We start from the raw sequence: 16,038 nt of genomic DNA, 5'->3' as shown, positions 1-16,038 counted from the left end.
AGCGTTTAGCCCTTAAGAGTCTATTTGTTTTTAGCACTCTAAGTCTTCATCACCACCGGCGGCGGTAAACCATGCCGCGAGATGTGTTTTAAGATCTTTTAATTCGTCAGGGCCAATCAATGCAAGGCCAAGATCTTCGGCTCGTGTGATGTCGTTATGACGAAGAGGGCGGAAGCTCACTAACATGGCACGTGCTTGTAGGCCACCCAGAAGGTCTCTAAGCGATTCCAGCTTGTACAAGGTATCATCGCCATCATCACGCATACCTTTGGTCTTACACTCGATGATGTGCAGCTTATTGTTCACTACAGAGGCAACATCAAGCTCATTACGAACCTCGCGCTCACCGAGTTGACGATAAACCTGAACATTCAAAGAGCGATCTTGAATGGTCGGCATGTCATCTTGGATCTGCTTAACGGTGCTATGAACCAATGTTTCAAGCCATTCGCCGTTTGAGAAGCGTCGCGCGTCTTCATTGGCAAACGTCAAAATACCATTGTCATAAGTGGCAATCTTAGCTTCGACTAAATCGCTCAATAGCATGTTCAGCTCGCGATAACCTTGTTGCTTCTCAGACAAGCCTACATCAAGCCTTTGTTCTTTACGGCAGGTGGTTGCAAGGTAGTTCAATGTAGCAAGGCCTGGGCCTAATTCTAATGCATTACTTGCCCAGCGTTCACCCAGTTCATAAAGCTTTTGGTCGAGCTGTGGAGACAGCTGTACATCGCTGAATTCACCACGAGCACCGAATACCGTTAGATAGTCATCGATAGTGATGCGATCTTGAACTTGTGCATCTTCTTTACCATTCGGGTAAAGCCAGCACAGCTTGTCACTGTTAGGTTCAACAACAAAGATTGGCCAGTGGTAAGTACGGAACACTTCGTAGACAGAAAGTAAGCGGTGACGAAGGCCACAACTTGCGTTGAGTTTTACTTCTTGACCTCGAGCCTTGAGGTCTTCGGCAAGGGTTTGGATAGATTCTTTAATTACAGACGTGTTTACGATAGTTGGAATCTCGAAAAATTCACTCGTAATATCACGCTTTTTCAAAACGCTGTCTAAGCGTTGATAGATACTGACTTGATTTTTGTCACCGATAAACACGATATGAGTGCTGATCGTTCGGTTGTCGAGTAGTGGGGTGATCAAGCGAATGGGATCTTGATCGATAATGCCAACATGAACAGCCATATAAATTCCTTAATAGCGGCTCGCTCATAAAGGTGAAAGAAAAAACGGGAAGCAGCAAGCCTTAATAATCATATAATGACAAAGATCATAAAAAACAAGGGCAACCCTTGATAAAAGTTGCCCTTGTTCAATTAGTTATCACTATTGGGTGAGATATCCCAACATTTTAGGTGAATATCTATTGGTTCTTCGTTTACTTATAGTTTGAATTGATGAACTAAATCGCCTTGCTGGTTTGCCAGGATTGTTAGGTTTTGGCTTGCCTCTGCAATAGATGACATCGCTTGATAACTCTTATCAGCAATCTGGTTGATGTCTTCAATGTTACGCGCGATATCACCCGAAGTTTCACTCTGCTCAGCCGCGGCTTGAGAAATGTGCGTACTCATACGACTGATTTCTAGAATCAATGCCTGAATTTCTTCCATAGCACTATTAGCACTTGAAGCTTGTTGAACCGACATATCCATATCGCTCATGCAGCTTTCAATCACATTGCTTGCTGTTTTAGAGCTTGATTGTAGGTTACTGATCATGGTCTCGATTTCAGATGTTGATTGAGTTGTCTTTTGTGCCAGTACTCGAACTTCATCAGCGACGACAGCAAATCCACGGCCTTGTTCACCTGCACGCGCGGCTTCGATTGCTGCGTTGAGTGCAAGTAGGTTGGTTTGATCAGCAATACCACGAATAACATCGAGGATAGAGCCAATCTGGCTGCTCATCTGTTGTAGCTCGCCTACAGCACCCACGGATTCAGTCAGACGCACCTCGAGTTGATTAATGGTACTGATGTTGGTGTTCATGACCTGACGACCTGATTCAGAAGCCGATTCTACTTGTTGAACCATAGTTAATGAGCTTTGTGCGCTGTTTGCTACTTCTTGTACCGAATGAGACATTTGTGTCATTGCCGTTGCGACCGTTGCCGTTTGTTCACGCTGGTTGTTCAATTGAGCCTGTGTCTCAGAAGAGGTTTTTTGGTTTACGCTTGCAGTATTGGTTAGGTCATCCGAAGCGTCGTTCAGTTTCACCAGAATATTGTGCAGGTTGTCGGCTAAGGTATTGATGTGACGGCTTACTCGGCTAAATTCGTTGTCGTATCGAATATCGATACGCTGAGTCATATCGCCTTCAGTCAGGCCTTCTAATGTACCGAGGATGCGCGTGAGTGGCTCCCTTACACTATGTGCAATGTGGTAACCAATCGCTGCAGCGAATACGGTGACAACAATGCCAATTGCGATCGCTTTGAATAGACCGTTGTCGTAGATGCTGCTCGCATCTGCTAATGATGAGTTGAGTTGCTCTTCCGCTGTGACGTTGAAAGAATCCAGCACCGCCATTGCTTGGTCGACCTCAACGGCTAGGTTAGCAATGTTGATGTACAAAGCTTCTTTCGCTTTCAGATAGTTATTATGTTTATCTAAAACACCGCCTTTTTGTCCCACGTCTTTGGTGAAGTTTTTAACCGATTCATCGAAAACATTTTTAATCGCAGGCAATTGTGTCGCTAAGCCACGGTACGCGTAGTTTAGGTGGGTAACGGCCTTTTTGTTTTGGTTAACGGCTTTTTGTACGAAGGCAACATCAGAACTTGCTAGCGCGTCAGAAGTGATCACCTCGGCGTCTTGTAGTTTAATGAAGTAGCTCTTTGCCATCACTTTGACAGAGATGCTTTTTTGGTCGGCAACGTACTCTTTCATGCCAACGGTCAATTCTGAATGTAAACGTTGGAAATCACGTGATGCTTTTTGTACTTGTTCTTGCGCCTCAAACATGGCGATGTAATTGTTCATCGCTTCATCTGCTTCGGTGAAGTAACGTTCTTCCATTGCTCTTAATTGCGAGATGCGCTCAGTGAGCGAGGTATTGTTTTGACTTGCTGCTTCTAGGCTACCTAGCACTTCAGAAAAAGCGTTTTGTGATGCTGCAAACTCTGTTCGCATTGCAGACATACGCTCAGAATTTTGTGTGGTTAAGAAGTCTTTAAATGACTTGTCAGCGGAAAGTAATTGGACACTTGTTTGGTTTGAAAGCGCAACCAGCGGCAATGAGACTTTTGAGACGCTCTCAAAATTGCTATGTATCTGATTCATGCTGCTCATCATGATGGTTATCGTGACTGCGAACATGATGATGATCAGTGCGAAACCAGCGTACATACGCTTGATCACAGATCCCTTCATGACTTTCTCCCTAAATAAATGTGGACCTAATACCAGGTCAAAACAAAACTAACAAAATTATCAGGATTCTATTGAGCTCGGCTTACGCATTTTATGACGCACACGTCAAAAATAGTCCTTTGTCCTAGCCAATATGCCGTTCTTGAGAGGTAAGGCGTGTTTTTTTTGATTTGAACGGTGTTTTTTATTATGCTTTAAAGCAGGTTTATTGTGGTTTGATGCGGCATAGCGCATACTCAAAGCATTAAAAAATAAATGTTTTATCGGAGAGACACATGGCTGAAGAAACCATTTTTAGTAAGATCATCAATAAAGAAATCCCAGCAGATCTACTATACCAAGACGATTTAGTAACCGCATTTCGCGATATTAACCCTCGTGCTCCTAGTCATATTCTCATTATTCCTAACAAGCTGATTCCAACAACGAATGATGTTGAAGCGGAAGATGAAGCAATGATGGGACGTATGTTTACTGTTGCTCGTAAGTTAGCAAAAGAAGAAGGCATTGCAGAAGATGGCTATCGTCTTATTGTGAATTGCAATTCTCACGGTGGCCAAGAGGTTTACCATATTCACATGCATTTGGTTGGTGGCCGCCCGCTTGGCCCGCTTTTAATGAGTTAATTAAAAGGCTAATAAGCTAACGAAACAGTTAATGATCTCATTAATACAAGTTAATGGTTAATTAACATAAACAGCGAGTTGGAAAATTTGTTGTTTGTATGCCAACTTTTAGTTTTATCTGTTGTCTGAATATCGGCTTCGCTCAGGCAGAGCTAATTAAGCAAGGGATTACCTTGCTTAAGATCCTTTTTACAACGTGTTTCGTTTTGATAATGAGACCTATAGAGTGGGCATTTTAAACATGCACGGAGACGATAAGTGAAGCACCAGTTTAGATTCGCTTCCATTGCCCTGTTATCGGCGTTGACAGCGGGTTGTGCGAATATGTCGGCAGGGAGCCTGTTCAGTCATTACAGCGCACAAAACAATGATATTTACCAAGCAGTCAAGTCTGGGGATTATTCAACGGCTCAACAAGAGTTACCAGATTACGTAGCAGGTGACATTCTTGATAACTTTGAAAAAGGTAGAATTAATCTACTTGATCAAAAATATCCGGAGAGTAAGTCGTCGCTCGAATTGGCCGATCAGGCAGTAAAAGATCAGCAAAGTAAAGCGGTGATTTCTGTGTCAGACAGTGCAGCCAGTGTCGGCGCGTTAGCTGTGAATGACAATATTACTGAGTATGTGCCTGCTGACTATGAGTTGGGTTTTCTGCATTTATATCTTGGTTTGAATTATTTGAAGAAAAACGACTTAGAAGGTGCGGTGATCGAAATGCGTCGCGCCAACCAAGTTCAGGAACAAGCAAAGAAACAACGTGAAGCTGAGTTAGAAAGTGCTGCTAGCGACGCAAAATCTCAAGGGTTGTCTGCGAACGTGGGTAGTATTCTTGCGAATTACCCTGATGCGGGTAAAAAGCTGCAATCTGTGCAAAATGCGTATCTGATGTTTTTGTCTGGCCTGCTTTACGAAGCATCTAACGACCTGAACAGTGCTTATGTGGACTATCGACGTGCTTTGGCCATCATGCCTGACAACCAAGAAATCATCGATAGAACTATGGCAACAGCTGCTCGCTTAGGGATGCGACAAGATTTAGCAACACTGAAAAAACGCTACAAACAGTCATCTAAGTTAGGGGCAAGCGAAGGGCGAGTGATTGTGCTTCAAGAACAAAGTGCAGTTCAAGCAATGGACAGTTGGCGATTAGATTTACCTATTTATGACAGTCGCGATCAGGGTGCAATATACTCTCTGGCGCTGCCATATTACCCGCGCCAAAACGTAGAACGTTTTTCTGCGCTACGAATCAACGGGCAACCGTTGTCTGAGCATTTGATTACGGATGTGAATGCGATGGCGCAGAATGATTTATCTGAACGTATGACGAGCATTGTTATTCGCCAAGCGTTACGTGTGGTCGCGAAAGACCGCATCCGTAAAGAAGCAACTCAAGGTAACGATGTCGGTAACATTTTGTTCAACGTCTGGAATGCATTCACGGAACAACCAGACACTCGAAGCTGGCAATCTTTGCCTGCGGAAATAAAGACCAGCACGTTTGTAGCAAACAGTGGTCAATATACGTTAGAAGCGGGTGCTAAAACGTATGACTTTGATATTCGAGAAGGGCAGACCACTTTGGTGTGGATTTCTCGACAAGGAAACAATGCAACAATGTGGCATAAACAGCTAGGGAGGCTGTAATGAAAAAGTGGTTAGTGAGCTTAGCAGCGGTTATGGCTCTGGCTGGTTGTGCTGATAATACAGCTGGCGTAAGGGTAGATAGTCAAACTCAGAACGTTTTCTTTGGTGATAAGGTATTGGGTAGCCGCTTACAGGTTGAAGATATCCGTACTGACCTCGTCGACGGTCATACGCGAGGAATCGTGCGTTTAAACAGTAACTATAAAGGCGATCAACATATCCTTTATCGCTTTTACTGGTACGACGATGCTGGTCTTGAGGTCAACCTAAAACAAGGTCCTTGGAAGCAAGCGATTGTTCGTGGCTTTGAAAGTATTTCGTTGTCGGAAGTGTCGGTAAATCCGAAAGCGACTCAGTTCAGAGTTCAGTTCAGAGAGCAGTAAACTTTCGTTTGGAACCGCTCATATTTAGAGTGGTTCCAAGCTTTATAGCAAAGATGAGATTGAACGGGTCTAAGGATTCGAAAATACAAAAATTTAAGAGTGTGGGTAACCCCGCTTAGTGATTAGTTAAGGAAACAAAATGAAAAAGAGTGTCATTGCGCTACTAGGTTTAGCGGTTATTTTAGGCGGTTGTTCAAACAAGGTAAGCTACGGTGATGCACAATCAGTAGAAACCACGACAATCGATTTCGGTTCAACTGACCTTCAAACGATTGCGGGCGAAATGGTCGATAGCATGATGGCGTCTGGTTCTGTGTCTTACATTACTCGTGAGCAACGTCCAATCGTGTTCGTAGAGCGAATCAAGAACAAAACAAGTGAGCACATCGATACTGAGTCAATCACTGATACCATCAGTACTAAAATGCTGAACTCTGGTAAGTTCCGTTTCGTTGATATGGACCGTGTAGAGTCTGTTCGTGAGCAATTGAACTTCCAAAACAATGATGAGCTTGTAAATCAAAGCTCAGCAATTCAATTTGGTAAAATGGTTGGTGCTCAGTACATGTTGTATGGCAACCTATCAAGCATCGTTAAGAAAGCGGGCAGCGACGAAGACGTATACTACAAAATGACTATGCGCCTAATGGATCTTGAGTCTGGCTTGATTGAATGGGCTGACGAGACTGAAATCCGTAAGCAACAATCTAAGAGCTTACTGGGCTTTTAATCGAGTTTACTTGGCTTCTAATTAGCTTACTGAGTTTTTAATTTAGCTTATTGAGCTTCTTAAATAGCTTAGTGTGCTATTAACTTGGCTAAGTCATGCCTCAACGCAGTACATGTTATTTGCTGTGATTGGTATTAATGAAAAGGCACTGGCTTTTGGTCAGTGCCTTTTTTGTAGGGAAATTAAGACGTTTATAGGGCAGTTAAGACGTTTATAGGGAGTAAGTATGGCGATTTTTTCTTGGTCTGAAGCAAAGCTTCTTGATACCAGTTTGAGTTCTCTTGATGGCTACTTTTCTGAGCCTCCAATCAGAGCACAGACACTGACAGGTGGGTTGACTAATCGATGTTGGAAATTGGTTTTAGCCGATGGCACCGCGTATGTTTGGCGTCCAATTACCCCCATCACCAAAGCGTTCTTCATCTCTCGCCATGAAGAGTATCAAGTACTGTCTGCTATTGAGCGCCTAGATATCGGCCCAAGTCCGATAGTGGTCAATGAGCAAGGCTTACTGGTTGAATGGATCGCGGGTGAGACGTTGTACGAAGGACTCGAGCAGGATGATTTACTGAAGACGCTGATCTCAGTGCATTTGGTTAATACTGCGCGACTGCCGCTCCAACCGTTCAGTTATACGGCTCGAGTTGACCACTACTGGCTTCAGCTTGATGCGGTTCATAAGACTGAAACCTGCACTAAGATTTATCAAGAGTGGCGCGTGGCTCCAAGTATCCCAAGTGTAGGCCTGTCTTTGTGTCATTTTGATCTCGGTGGCTATAACCTTGTGAAGAATCAAGATGGGATTAAGATCATTGACTGGGAATACGCAGCGCTAGCAGACCCAAGGCTTGATCTTACGCTGACTATTGCTGTTGCCCGATTACCAGTTACAGAAGCTGTTAATAAGTACTGTCAGCTAAGAGGTATCCATGATCCCCAATCGTGGCTTGACGGAGTAGAAGCCTGGTTACCAAGAAGCCAAATGATGGCAATGCTGTGGTATTTACTTGCTCATCAGCTATGGGGCGATGACAGTTATTTGGGTGAAGCAGAGGCTCTTAGTCACACTTTATGTAGCTATGATCACGTTTAGGAAGTGAAAAATATAATTTCAGAGGTCTTCCCTTTAAAACCTTGTTTTTCGTGTTAGATTGATCAAAACGTACCAATATTCAATGGGGGAGGTACAATGATTATCTATCTACACGGCTTCGACTCAACAAGCCCGGGCAATCACGAAAAAATACTGCAGTTGCAATTCATTGATGATGACGTTCGTTTCATCAACTACAGTACTTTGCATCCAAAACACGATATGCAGCATTTGCTAAAAGAAGTGCATAAAGTGATAGAGCAATCCGATGATCCACATCCAATCATTTGTGGTGTAGGTTTAGGTGGTTTTTGGTCTGAGCGTATTGGTTTCTTATGCGGTATCAAGCAGGTGGTGTTCAACCCGAATTTGCACCCTGAGAACAACATGGTAGGTCGAATTGATCGCCCAGAAGAGTACGAAGACATCGCGACTAAGTGTGTTGCTCAGTATCGTATGAAGAACAAAGGACGCTGTTTAGTGGTGCTTTCTCGTGAAGATGAAATTCACGACAATACGAAAACAGCTTCCGCTCTAGAAGATTACTACGAAATTGTCTGGGACGAAAAAGAGAATCATAAGTTCAAAAAGATCTCTCAACACTTACAGGCAATGAAAGCGTTTAAAAACGCTTAATCATTACAGCCATTTCATAAAGCAGCACTCAATTGAGTGCTGCTTTTTTTATCTAAATTTGCAAGTGTTGCTTTAGACATATAGATTTTATCGATGAGTTTGCGCAAACGTTAACTAATCAGTCACGAATCCTCATTGTGGGTAAGGATTTTTGTTGCGGTCATCTTTTTGCTATATATAATGTTCTAAAGCAAAATATTTTGATAAATGTCAAAAAAAATTGAGAGCGAGTGATAAAACTTGCCCATAATTTGTGCTCTGCCTCTCAGGTAGACACCTTTTTCATCCTCGTGAGCAAAGTGACAAACCAATGTTTGTTGCTTGTAATCCCTCTAACTACTCAGTGAGCTGTTGTTACTTATTATCACAGGCATCAAATGAGCCGCAGCCTTTGGAATTAAGGTCGAGTAGATACATAGAATTTATCGGTTGGAGTAATCGAGCCGAACCCCATTTATTCATTTTGTAGAGGATTGTCATTGTGACAAAAATTATCGTAGTAGGCGGTGGTGCTGGTGGTTTAGAACTAGCAACTAAGCTAGGCCGCACTTTAGGTCGTAAGAAACGTGCCCAGATTACTCTGGTAGACCGTAAAGCAAGCCACCTATGGAAACCATTACTTCATGAAGTAGCCACTGGCTCACTGGATGAAGGTGTTGATGCGCTAAGCTACCGCGCACACGCAAAAAACCATTGCTTTGATTTCCAAATGGGCAGCCTGAACGATATCGATCGTGAACGTAAAGTGATTGCGTTGAGCGAGTTGACTGATGAGCACGGTGAGTTGCTGATGCCAAGCCGTGAACTTGAATACGACATTCTTGTAATGGCGTTAGGTTCAACGTCAAACGACTTCAATACTCCAGGCGTTCGTGACAACTGTATTTTCCTAGATAGCCCAGAGCAAGCACACCGTTTCCGTACAGAAATGAACAATCAGTTCTTAAAGCTTCATGCTAAGAACGGCCAAGGTACCGTAGACATTGCGATTGTTGGCGCTGGCGCGACCGGTGTTGAGCTTTCTGCAGAACTGCACAACGCGGTTAAAGAGCTTCGTACTTACGGCTTTGGTGATCTAGATTCAAGCAAGCTGAACGTTAACCTTGTTGAAGCGGGTGAGCGTATTCTTCCAGCTCTACCTCCTCGTATTTCTAGCGCGGCACATTCTGAGCTAACAAAGCTTGGCGTAAACGTGCGTACAACGACAATGGTTACACAAGCTGATGCTGACGGTCTAACGACCAAAGATGGTGAGAAGATCCCAGCACAGATCATGGTATGGGCTGCTGGTATTAAAGCGCCAGATTTCATGAAAGATATCGGTGGTCTTGAGACGAACCGTATCAACCAGTTGGTTGTCAAAAACACGCTGCAAACTACGCTTGATGACAACATCTTTGCTATCGGTGATTTGGCGCAATGTACACAAGCGGATGGTTCGTTTGTTCCACCACGTGCGCAAGCGGCTCACCAAATGGCAAGCTGCGCATTTAGCAACATCATCGCTAAGCTGAACGGCCGTGACCTGAAAGACTACATCTACAAAGATAAAGGCTCACTGGTTTCACTAAGCCGTTTCTCTACAGTAGGTAGCTTGATGGGTAACCTGACTAAAGGTTCGATGATGGTTGAGGGACGTATTGCTCGTGTGGTTTACATCTCTTTGTACCGAATGCACCAGATGGCACTTCACGGCTTAATCAAAACATCACTGATGATGTTGGTGGGTCGTATTAACCGTGTCCTTCGTCCAAACCTAAAGCTTCACTAATCAGGTAAGCCTTCTAAGGTCATTACGCTGATAATAAAAAAGAGCTCTTCGGAGCTCTTTTTCGATCGTGTCGAGTACGTGTTATTTCGGATTGTTACTCTATTAAGCGATTAAGATAATGGAGGTAACACAGAATAAACCACGCCGTCTTTCGGTTTACCGTTAAAGATAAAGCGATTCTTTGCAATGGCTTCACGTTCAGCGCCACATTTCTCGATCAGCTTTTGGCTGGGTAGGTTCTCTGTATCGCAGACAATCTCCAAACGCGTCAACTTGAGCATTGCGAAGCAAAATTCAAATAGGGCAAGCATTGCTTCTTTCGCTATCCCTTTTCTCTGAAATTGATCACCCACCCAATAACCTAAACTTGCCATATTAAAGGTGTGGTAAAGCTCATTTATGGCCACCATGCCGACTAACTTTTCGCTTTCTCGTTCGAAGATACCAAAGCCAAACGCATCAGCTTTAACCCAGTTTAAGCGAGTCGCAAGAATGAATCTCTCGGCCTCGACGGTCGAAAACTCGTCGTGGCACCAGTCGAGCCATGGCAATAAACTCGGGGAGGATTTAACCAGCTGCGAAAACTCTTGAGCGTCTGAGGCTTCAATGATTTTTAGGTTGAGGTGTTGAGTATTTATCTGAAAGTCAGGGCTCATAAGAAATACCGAATTACATGTAAGTACTGAACAAAGGATTCAGTGCAGAATAAAGATAGATAGCACTTAATAAAACGCCCTCACTAGGAGGGCGGATTGAATTATTTATATAATTATAGCCGAATCGGCAAGTAACTTACTGCGCCACGCGTCGAACTTGAATAACCATTCCAAGAAGTGGGTGGTCAAGGTAGTGAGTTTCTGTACTGCGCATACGACGTTTTTGGTCCATGCGGTAGCTCTTAAGAAACTCTTGGACTTCAACCGTCGGAGAAATCTCCGTTAGATTACCCACTTGCACGTTACTTTCTGCACCACTTACAGGTGAATCTAGTTCGATTTGTTGCTCTTGTAGAGTCACTTCACGAACGCTCGGCGCTTTTAAATCCAATGTCGTTTCAGCGTATAGATAGTGCTGAACGTAGATTTGCAGCTTGCCGTCTAACTCGTAAAGCGGCTTATCAATAGTCTCTTCTTGAAAACCATTCGGATTTGATGCAGTTACTGCACCTTTCTCAGAACCGTCGGCATTAAACTGTTTAGAGAAGTCTTTACCGGCCTGAATATGGAAAACCGGAGCCGAGCTTTTGCCTTGGTCGCCTTGACGCCAAGCGGTATGCATCAGAACTTCAAAGCCTGCGTGTTTGCGTAGCTTATCTTTCTGAGGTGTTAACTTGTATTCCGAGTAAGGCAGCATCTGCACGCCTTTCTTCGCTCGGTATTGGGTATCTTGAAATGAACCTACGCGCTCAAGTGAAATCTGAGGCTGTGTGTTTGGCCAAGATTCATTCACTTTTTCTGCATCAACAGCACGCTTAAAAATGATCACTTCTATATCAAATTGTCTCTGCGCCAAACTTGGCAGTGAGACGAACAATAGTAGCAGTGGGATCAGTCTTTTCATTTTTACTCCGTCTTCCAGCCGAACTACCGGCTGGATAATTTATATGTGCAAGTGGATTGGGTCTTATGCCGAAGGCAGCAAGTTCTGTCTGAATTCGCCCAATAAATCACTAACAAATTGAATTCGTTTCCGTCTGTCGACCAATGGTATCGTAAACTTGAACTTTGTTGGTCCTTCCATTGAAAACTTTTGCGGTTGAGATTGCAACAGTTTAACAAGGTAGGCCGGGTTTATGTCAGCATCCGGGTAGAATTCTAAGAATCCACCCTTATCGTGAGCCTCAATTTTCTTCGCTTTGATAGACGCCGCGGCTAATTTTAGCTCTGAAACTGACAATAAGTTCTTGGTAGCATCCGGCAGAAGGCCGAAGCGATCAATTAACTCGACTTTCAACTCGGCTAATTCGTCGGTGTCACTCACACTCGCTATACGTTTGTACGTTGATAAGCGTGTGTTGATGTCTGGGATGTAGTCATCTGGCAATAGTGCAGGCAGACGCATCTCAATTTCAGTTTGTTCACGCAATAGATCATCAAGCGATGGCTCTCTACCTTCTTTCAATGCTTCAACTGCCTGTTCAAGCATCTCCATGTAAAGCGTAAAGCCGACCGACTGAATCTGACCGCTCTGTTCATCACCCAACAGCTCACCTGCACCACGAATCTCTAAGTCATGGGTTGCTAGCGTAAAGCCTGCACCTAAGTCTTCAAGTGAAGCAATGGCGTCTAATCGCTTGACGGCATCTTTGGTCATTGCTTTCGGGGGAGGTGTTAGCAAGTAGGCATAAGCTTGGTGGTGAGATCGACCCACACGCCCACGCAATTGGTGCAGTTGCGCTAAACCAAGGTTATCGGCTCTGTCCATTAAGATGGTATTGGCTGTTGGTACGTCGATACCGGTTTCGATGATGGTTGTACACACTAGCAAGTTAAAACGCTGGTGGTAGAAGTCATTCATGATGCGTTCTAGTTCGCGCTCTCGCATCTGGCCATGAGCCACGGTGACACGCGCTTCTGGAATCAGTTTCTGTAGTGACTCAGCCGTCTTTTCAATCGTGTCGACTTGGTTGTGTAAGAAGTAAACTTGACCACCACGCATGATTTCACGAAGTACCGCTTCTCTGACGATCGCGTCATCACTCTCACGGACAAAGGTCTTTATTGCTAAGCGTCGTGCTGGTGGTGTTGCGATGATTGACAAGTCACGCATGCCGCTCATTGCCATGTTCAATGTACGTGGAATTGGCGTCGCGGTGAGCGTTAGGATATCGACATCCGCACGCATTGCTTTCACTTTTTCTTTCTGACGCACACCAAAGCGGTGTTCTTCATCGACAACCAACAGGCCAAGGTCTTTAAACTGAAGGTCACTTGAAAGTAACTTGTGAGTACCCACCAAGATATCGACCTTACCGTCGGCGACATCTTGCATGATCGATTTCTGTTCTTTGGCTGATTTGAATCGAGACAGAACTTCGACACGAATAGGCAAGTTGGCGAAACGGTCGCGGAAGTTTTCAAAGTGTTGCTGAGCAAGCAGGGTAGTAGGAACTAACACTGCCACTTGCTTACTGTTATCGGTACACACGAACGCAGCACGCATAGCGACTTCAGTTTTACCAAAACCAACATCACCACACACCAAGCGGTCCATGGCTTTTGCTTGGCACATATCAGACATTACCGCATTAATTGCCATCGCTTGGTCATCGGTTTCTTCAAACGGGAAGCCAGATTTGAAGGTTGCGTACTGACCACGATCGAGCACAAATTTGTAACCCGGCTTAAGCTCACGCTTGGCGTAAACATCGAGCAGTTCGGCTGCGACGTCACGGACTTTCTCTGCGGCGCGCTTACGAGCTTTCTGCCATGCTTCACCGCCAAGTTTGTGTAGCGGTGCGGAATCTTCAGCGCCACCAGAGTAGCGGCCAATTAAGTTCAGAGATGCAACTGGTACGTAGAGCTTGGCATCGTTTTGATACTCAAGTGTTACGTATTCGGTTTTCATACCACCCGCTTCTAGGGTTTGCAGGCCGATGTAGCGACCAATACCGTGGTCAATGTGAACAACGGGTTGACCCGGTTTAAGTTCCGCAAGGTGACGGATTACGGTGTCGCTGTTTACGCTTTTCTTATCTTTTTTACGACGCTGAACAACGCGATCACCTAACAGGTCGCTTTCACAGACAAGGGCGATGTTTTGCTCTTTGTGGATAAAACCATGCTCAGCAGAACCTAGGATCAGGGTGAACTTATCTTTACCTTTAATCGCCGCGTCGAGGTTTTCAACTTCGCTTGGACGAACTTTGATGCCTCGAAGCAATTCACTCAGTGCTTCACGGCGGCCTTCAGATTCAACCGAAAAGACTACTTTGCCGTCAAAGGCTTCAGTGAACTTTCTTAGGTTAGACAAAGGTTCTTTATTCTGATGTTGAACGCTGAGATCAGGCAGAGACACAACCGGAAGGTTGGTACGGCCGGCTTTTTCTTCAATTGAATCTAAGCTCAGATTGACCTGTGGCTTTTGTTTGAAATGTGCGAACAGTTCGTCTTTTTGTAGCCAAAGTTGTTCTGGTTTCAGCAGTGGTCGTAACGGGTCAACACCGCGTTGTTCGTATCGATGAGAAACGTCTGTTAGGAATGAATCTACCGCGGTCTCTACATCACCTAGAACGAGGATTTGCGCTTCATCGGCAACATAATCAAACAAGGTTTCAGTATGGTCGAAGAACAGCGGCTGCCAGTATTCAATACCTGCGGGCCAAGTGCCTTTTGAAACCTGCATATAAACCGATTCTGGTTCACGGCGCGCATCAAACTGTTGGCGCCAGCGAATGCGGAAATCTTCAATAGCACTTTCAGAGGTTGGGAACTCGTGAGCTGGCAGCAAACGGATCTCAGAGATGTCTTCAATAGAGCGCTGATTTTCAGGATCGAAAGTACGAATGGTGTCGATCTCGTCATCGAAGAAGTCGATACGATACGGGTCTTTGCTGCCCATTGGGAACAAGTCGAGAATTGAACCTCGGCTCGCATACTCACCCGGGCCAAACACTTGGTCTACGTAACGATAGCCAGACTTTTCAAGTTGAAGACGCAGCTTCTCTAACGAGTACAGATCGCCCGTTTTCACCATTAAGGTGTGCTGCAACAAGAAGTCACGTGGCGACTGACGTTGTAGTAGCGTGCTGATCGGTACGATCGTGATGCCATCTTTTAACGTTGGTAGTGCATAAAGGCGAGCGATACGGTCAGAAATGATCTCTTGGTGCGGTGAGAAGCTGTCGTATGGCAGAGTCTCCCAATCAGGGAATAGTGCCACTTCATGTGACGTAAACTGTTCAATTTCTGATTGAAGCTTGAGTGCGATTTGAGGATCGGGCACTGCAAGTAAAGTATGGCTGTTATGCTGCTCCGCAAGTCTAGCGATAGCAAGCGCGAGAGATGAACCAACTAGGTTACCGATGTGTTTTTTATCACCGGCGCCTTTGAGCTTAGGTAGTGTAAAAATGGATTGTTTTGTCATGTCTATTTACTTGTTATCTCGTTCTAGAGAGCGTTGACGTAAGAGCTTTTGTTGTTGATGAAGTGCAGCCTTGATCAGCAAGTCTTGGTCAGTATCACGAAGATGAGCGTATTTGAATTTGATTTCGAAGCCTGAATCTTTTGGTTCGCTAGCGAAGACTTCTGCGTAGCAATAAATAGCGGCGGCTGGGTGCTCGATAAAGAGCTTAGCTTTAACTAAGCGACCCGCTTCGATATCTGTTTTGGAAAAACAAGAGAACTGACTCGCGCCAAATGAATACGTGTGGGTACGAAATTGTTCATCATCTTGTTGCGATAACATAAAGCTCAACAAGAGGTTTAATTTAGAGTTCTGTGCATCCAATAAACTGATGACATTCTTCAAGTCGCTGTTTTTCAGTTCGTTGCGAGCACTGTCAGCTAATAGATCCAATTGGCTAAATTCACTTGCCACGACAAACGGGGCAGGGATCTCAGATTCGAACTGAATCTGAGAAGGTAAAGTGAAGCCGCTGTCCATTGGCTCAATATTCGCGGTGAGGCTGTGGTGAACGGTGAAAAACTCTTGTTCTGTCATGCGTTAGTTCCTTGAAGTGATCTATTGATTATCGCTATGTGGCCGCAGTAATCAAGGTCAGTTAATTGAAAGTCTCAAATAGTTGTTTGAAAGTTAGCTATT

13 protein-coding genes are annotated in these 16,038 nt (G+C 44.5%); 7 read left to right on the top strand and 6 right to left on the bottom strand.

Going from position 1 to position 16,038, the window contains the following annotated elements; translation table 11 throughout:
• Window positions 1-30: 30 nt before the first annotated feature.
• Both K08M4_RS09895 and K08M4_RS09890 read right to left on the bottom strand, forming a co-directional pair.
• Window positions 31-1,197: a DUF1887 family protein gene (locus K08M4_RS09895; RefSeq protein WP_086049734.1), complete on the bottom strand. Its 1,167-nt coding sequence runs from the start codon at window positions 1,195-1,197 to the stop codon at window positions 31-33.
• A gap of 197 nt (window positions 1,198-1,394) precedes the next feature.
• Entirely contained in the window at window positions 1,395-3,386 is a 1,992-nt protein-coding gene (locus K08M4_RS09890; protein ID WP_086049733.1) for a methyl-accepting chemotaxis protein, read from the bottom strand.
• 275 nt (window positions 3,387-3,661) lie between these two features.
• Here K08M4_RS09890 and hinT point away from each other — a divergent pair, with 275 nt between their 5' ends.
• The 7 genes from hinT (at window position 3,662) to K08M4_RS09855 (ending at window position 10,275) form a co-directional block, all read left to right on the top strand.
• Window positions 3,662-4,012, top strand: coding sequence for a purine nucleoside phosphoramidase (hinT, locus tag K08M4_RS09885; protein WP_009847160.1), 351 nt, complete (start codon window positions 3,662-3,664; stop codon window positions 4,010-4,012).
• A gap of 258 nt (window positions 4,013-4,270) precedes the next feature.
• Window positions 4,271-5,662: a COG3014 family protein gene (locus K08M4_RS09880; RefSeq protein WP_086049732.1), complete on the top strand. Its 1,392-nt coding sequence runs from the start codon at window positions 4,271-4,273 to the stop codon at window positions 5,660-5,662.
• Complete coding sequence (locus K08M4_RS09875; protein ID WP_009847158.1) at window positions 5,662-6,045, top strand: YcfL family putative periplasmic lipoprotein; 384 nt, start codon at window positions 5,662-5,664, stop codon at window positions 6,043-6,045. The genes K08M4_RS09880 and K08M4_RS09875 overlap by 1 nt, the downstream gene beginning before the upstream one ends.
• A gap of 139 nt (window positions 6,046-6,184) precedes the next feature.
• Complete coding sequence (lpoB, locus tag K08M4_RS09870) at window positions 6,185-6,775, top strand: penicillin-binding protein activator LpoB (RefSeq protein ID WP_009847157.1); 591 nt, start codon at window positions 6,185-6,187, stop codon at window positions 6,773-6,775.
• 226 nt (window positions 6,776-7,001) lie between these two features.
• Window positions 7,002-7,868, top strand: a complete 867-nt coding sequence (locus K08M4_RS09865; protein WP_086049731.1) for a phosphotransferase — start codon at window positions 7,002-7,004, stop codon at window positions 7,866-7,868.
• A gap of 96 nt (window positions 7,869-7,964) precedes the next feature.
• On the top strand, window positions 7,965-8,504 hold the full coding sequence (gene ycfP, locus K08M4_RS09860) for an alpha/beta hydrolase YcfP (protein ID WP_086049730.1): 540 nt from the start codon (window positions 7,965-7,967) through the stop codon (window positions 8,502-8,504).
• A 481-nt stretch (window positions 8,505-8,985) separates the two neighbouring features.
• Window positions 8,986-10,275 carry an NAD(P)/FAD-dependent oxidoreductase gene (locus tag K08M4_RS09855; protein ID WP_017096883.1) on the top strand — a complete coding sequence of 430 codons (1,290 nt, stop codon included), beginning with the start codon at window positions 8,986-8,988 and terminating at the stop codon, window positions 10,273-10,275.
• 110 nt (window positions 10,276-10,385) lie between these two features.
• On the opposite strand, the gene K08M4_RS09850 is transcribed toward K08M4_RS09855, so the two are convergent.
• The 4 genes from K08M4_RS09850 to K08M4_RS09835 form a co-directional block, all read right to left on the bottom strand.
• Window positions 10,386-10,931 carry a GNAT family N-acetyltransferase gene (locus K08M4_RS09850; protein ID WP_086049729.1) on the bottom strand — a complete coding sequence of 182 codons (546 nt, stop codon included), beginning with the start codon at window positions 10,929-10,931 and terminating at the stop codon, window positions 10,386-10,388.
• A gap of 136 nt (window positions 10,932-11,067) precedes the next feature.
• Window positions 11,068-11,835 carry a peptidoglycan binding protein CsiV gene (locus K08M4_RS09845; RefSeq protein ID WP_017096882.1) on the bottom strand — a complete coding sequence of 256 codons (768 nt, stop codon included), beginning with the start codon at window positions 11,833-11,835 and terminating at the stop codon, window positions 11,068-11,070.
• Window positions 11,836-11,898: 63 nt separating this feature from the next.
• The gene (mfd, locus tag K08M4_RS09840) at window positions 11,899-15,360 is read right to left on the bottom strand and encodes a transcription-repair coupling factor (protein ID WP_086049728.1); all 3,462 of its coding nucleotides are present in this window, start codon (window positions 15,358-15,360) and stop codon (window positions 11,899-11,901) included.
• Window positions 15,361-15,366: 6 nt separating this feature from the next.
• Complete coding sequence (locus tag K08M4_RS09835; protein WP_004736257.1) at window positions 15,367-15,936, bottom strand: hypothetical protein; 570 nt, start codon at window positions 15,934-15,936, stop codon at window positions 15,367-15,369.
• Window positions 15,937-16,038: the final 102 nt, after the last annotated feature.

It is taken from the genome of Vibrio syngnathi (assembly GCF_002119525.1).
GTDB lineage: Bacteria > Pseudomonadota > Gammaproteobacteria > Enterobacterales > Vibrionaceae > Vibrio > Vibrio syngnathi.
The sequence above is the reverse complement of the archived record's forward strand: the minus strand, read 5'-3'. Positions and strand labels throughout refer to the sequence as shown.

Bases quoted from the DNA above. Each gene is read 5' to 3' on its own strand.
- K08M4_RS09845 (WP_017096882.1), bottom strand. From the start codon at position 11,835: ATGAAAAGACTGATCCCACTGCTACTATTGTTCGTCTCACTGCCAAGT.
- K08M4_RS09850 (WP_086049729.1), bottom strand. From the start codon at position 10,931: ATGAGCCCTGACTTTCAGATAAATACTCAACACCTCAACCTAAAAATC.
- ycfP (WP_086049730.1), top strand. From the start codon at position 7,965: ATGATTATCTATCTACACGGCTTCGACTCAACAAGCCCGGGCAATCAC.
- mfd (WP_086049728.1), bottom strand. From the start codon at position 15,360: ATGACAAAACAATCCATTTTTACACTACCTAAGCTCAAAGGCGCCGGT.
- K08M4_RS09835 (WP_004736257.1), bottom strand. From the start codon at position 15,936: ATGACAGAACAAGAGTTTTTCACCGTTCACCACAGCCTCACCGCGAAT.
- K08M4_RS09890 (WP_086049733.1), bottom strand. From the start codon at position 3,386: ATGAAGGGATCTGTGATCAAGCGTATGTACGCTGGTTTCGCACTGATC.
- K08M4_RS09865 (WP_086049731.1), top strand. From the start codon at position 7,002: ATGGCGATTTTTTCTTGGTCTGAAGCAAAGCTTCTTGATACCAGTTTG.
- K08M4_RS09895 (WP_086049734.1), bottom strand. From the start codon at position 1,197: ATGGCTGTTCATGTTGGCATTATCGATCAAGATCCCATTCGCTTGATC.
- K08M4_RS09875 (WP_009847158.1), top strand. From the start codon at position 5,662: ATGAAAAAGTGGTTAGTGAGCTTAGCAGCGGTTATGGCTCTGGCTGGT.
- hinT (WP_009847160.1), top strand. From the start codon at position 3,662: ATGGCTGAAGAAACCATTTTTAGTAAGATCATCAATAAAGAAATCCCA.
- lpoB (WP_009847157.1), top strand. From the start codon at position 6,185: ATGAAAAAGAGTGTCATTGCGCTACTAGGTTTAGCGGTTATTTTAGGC.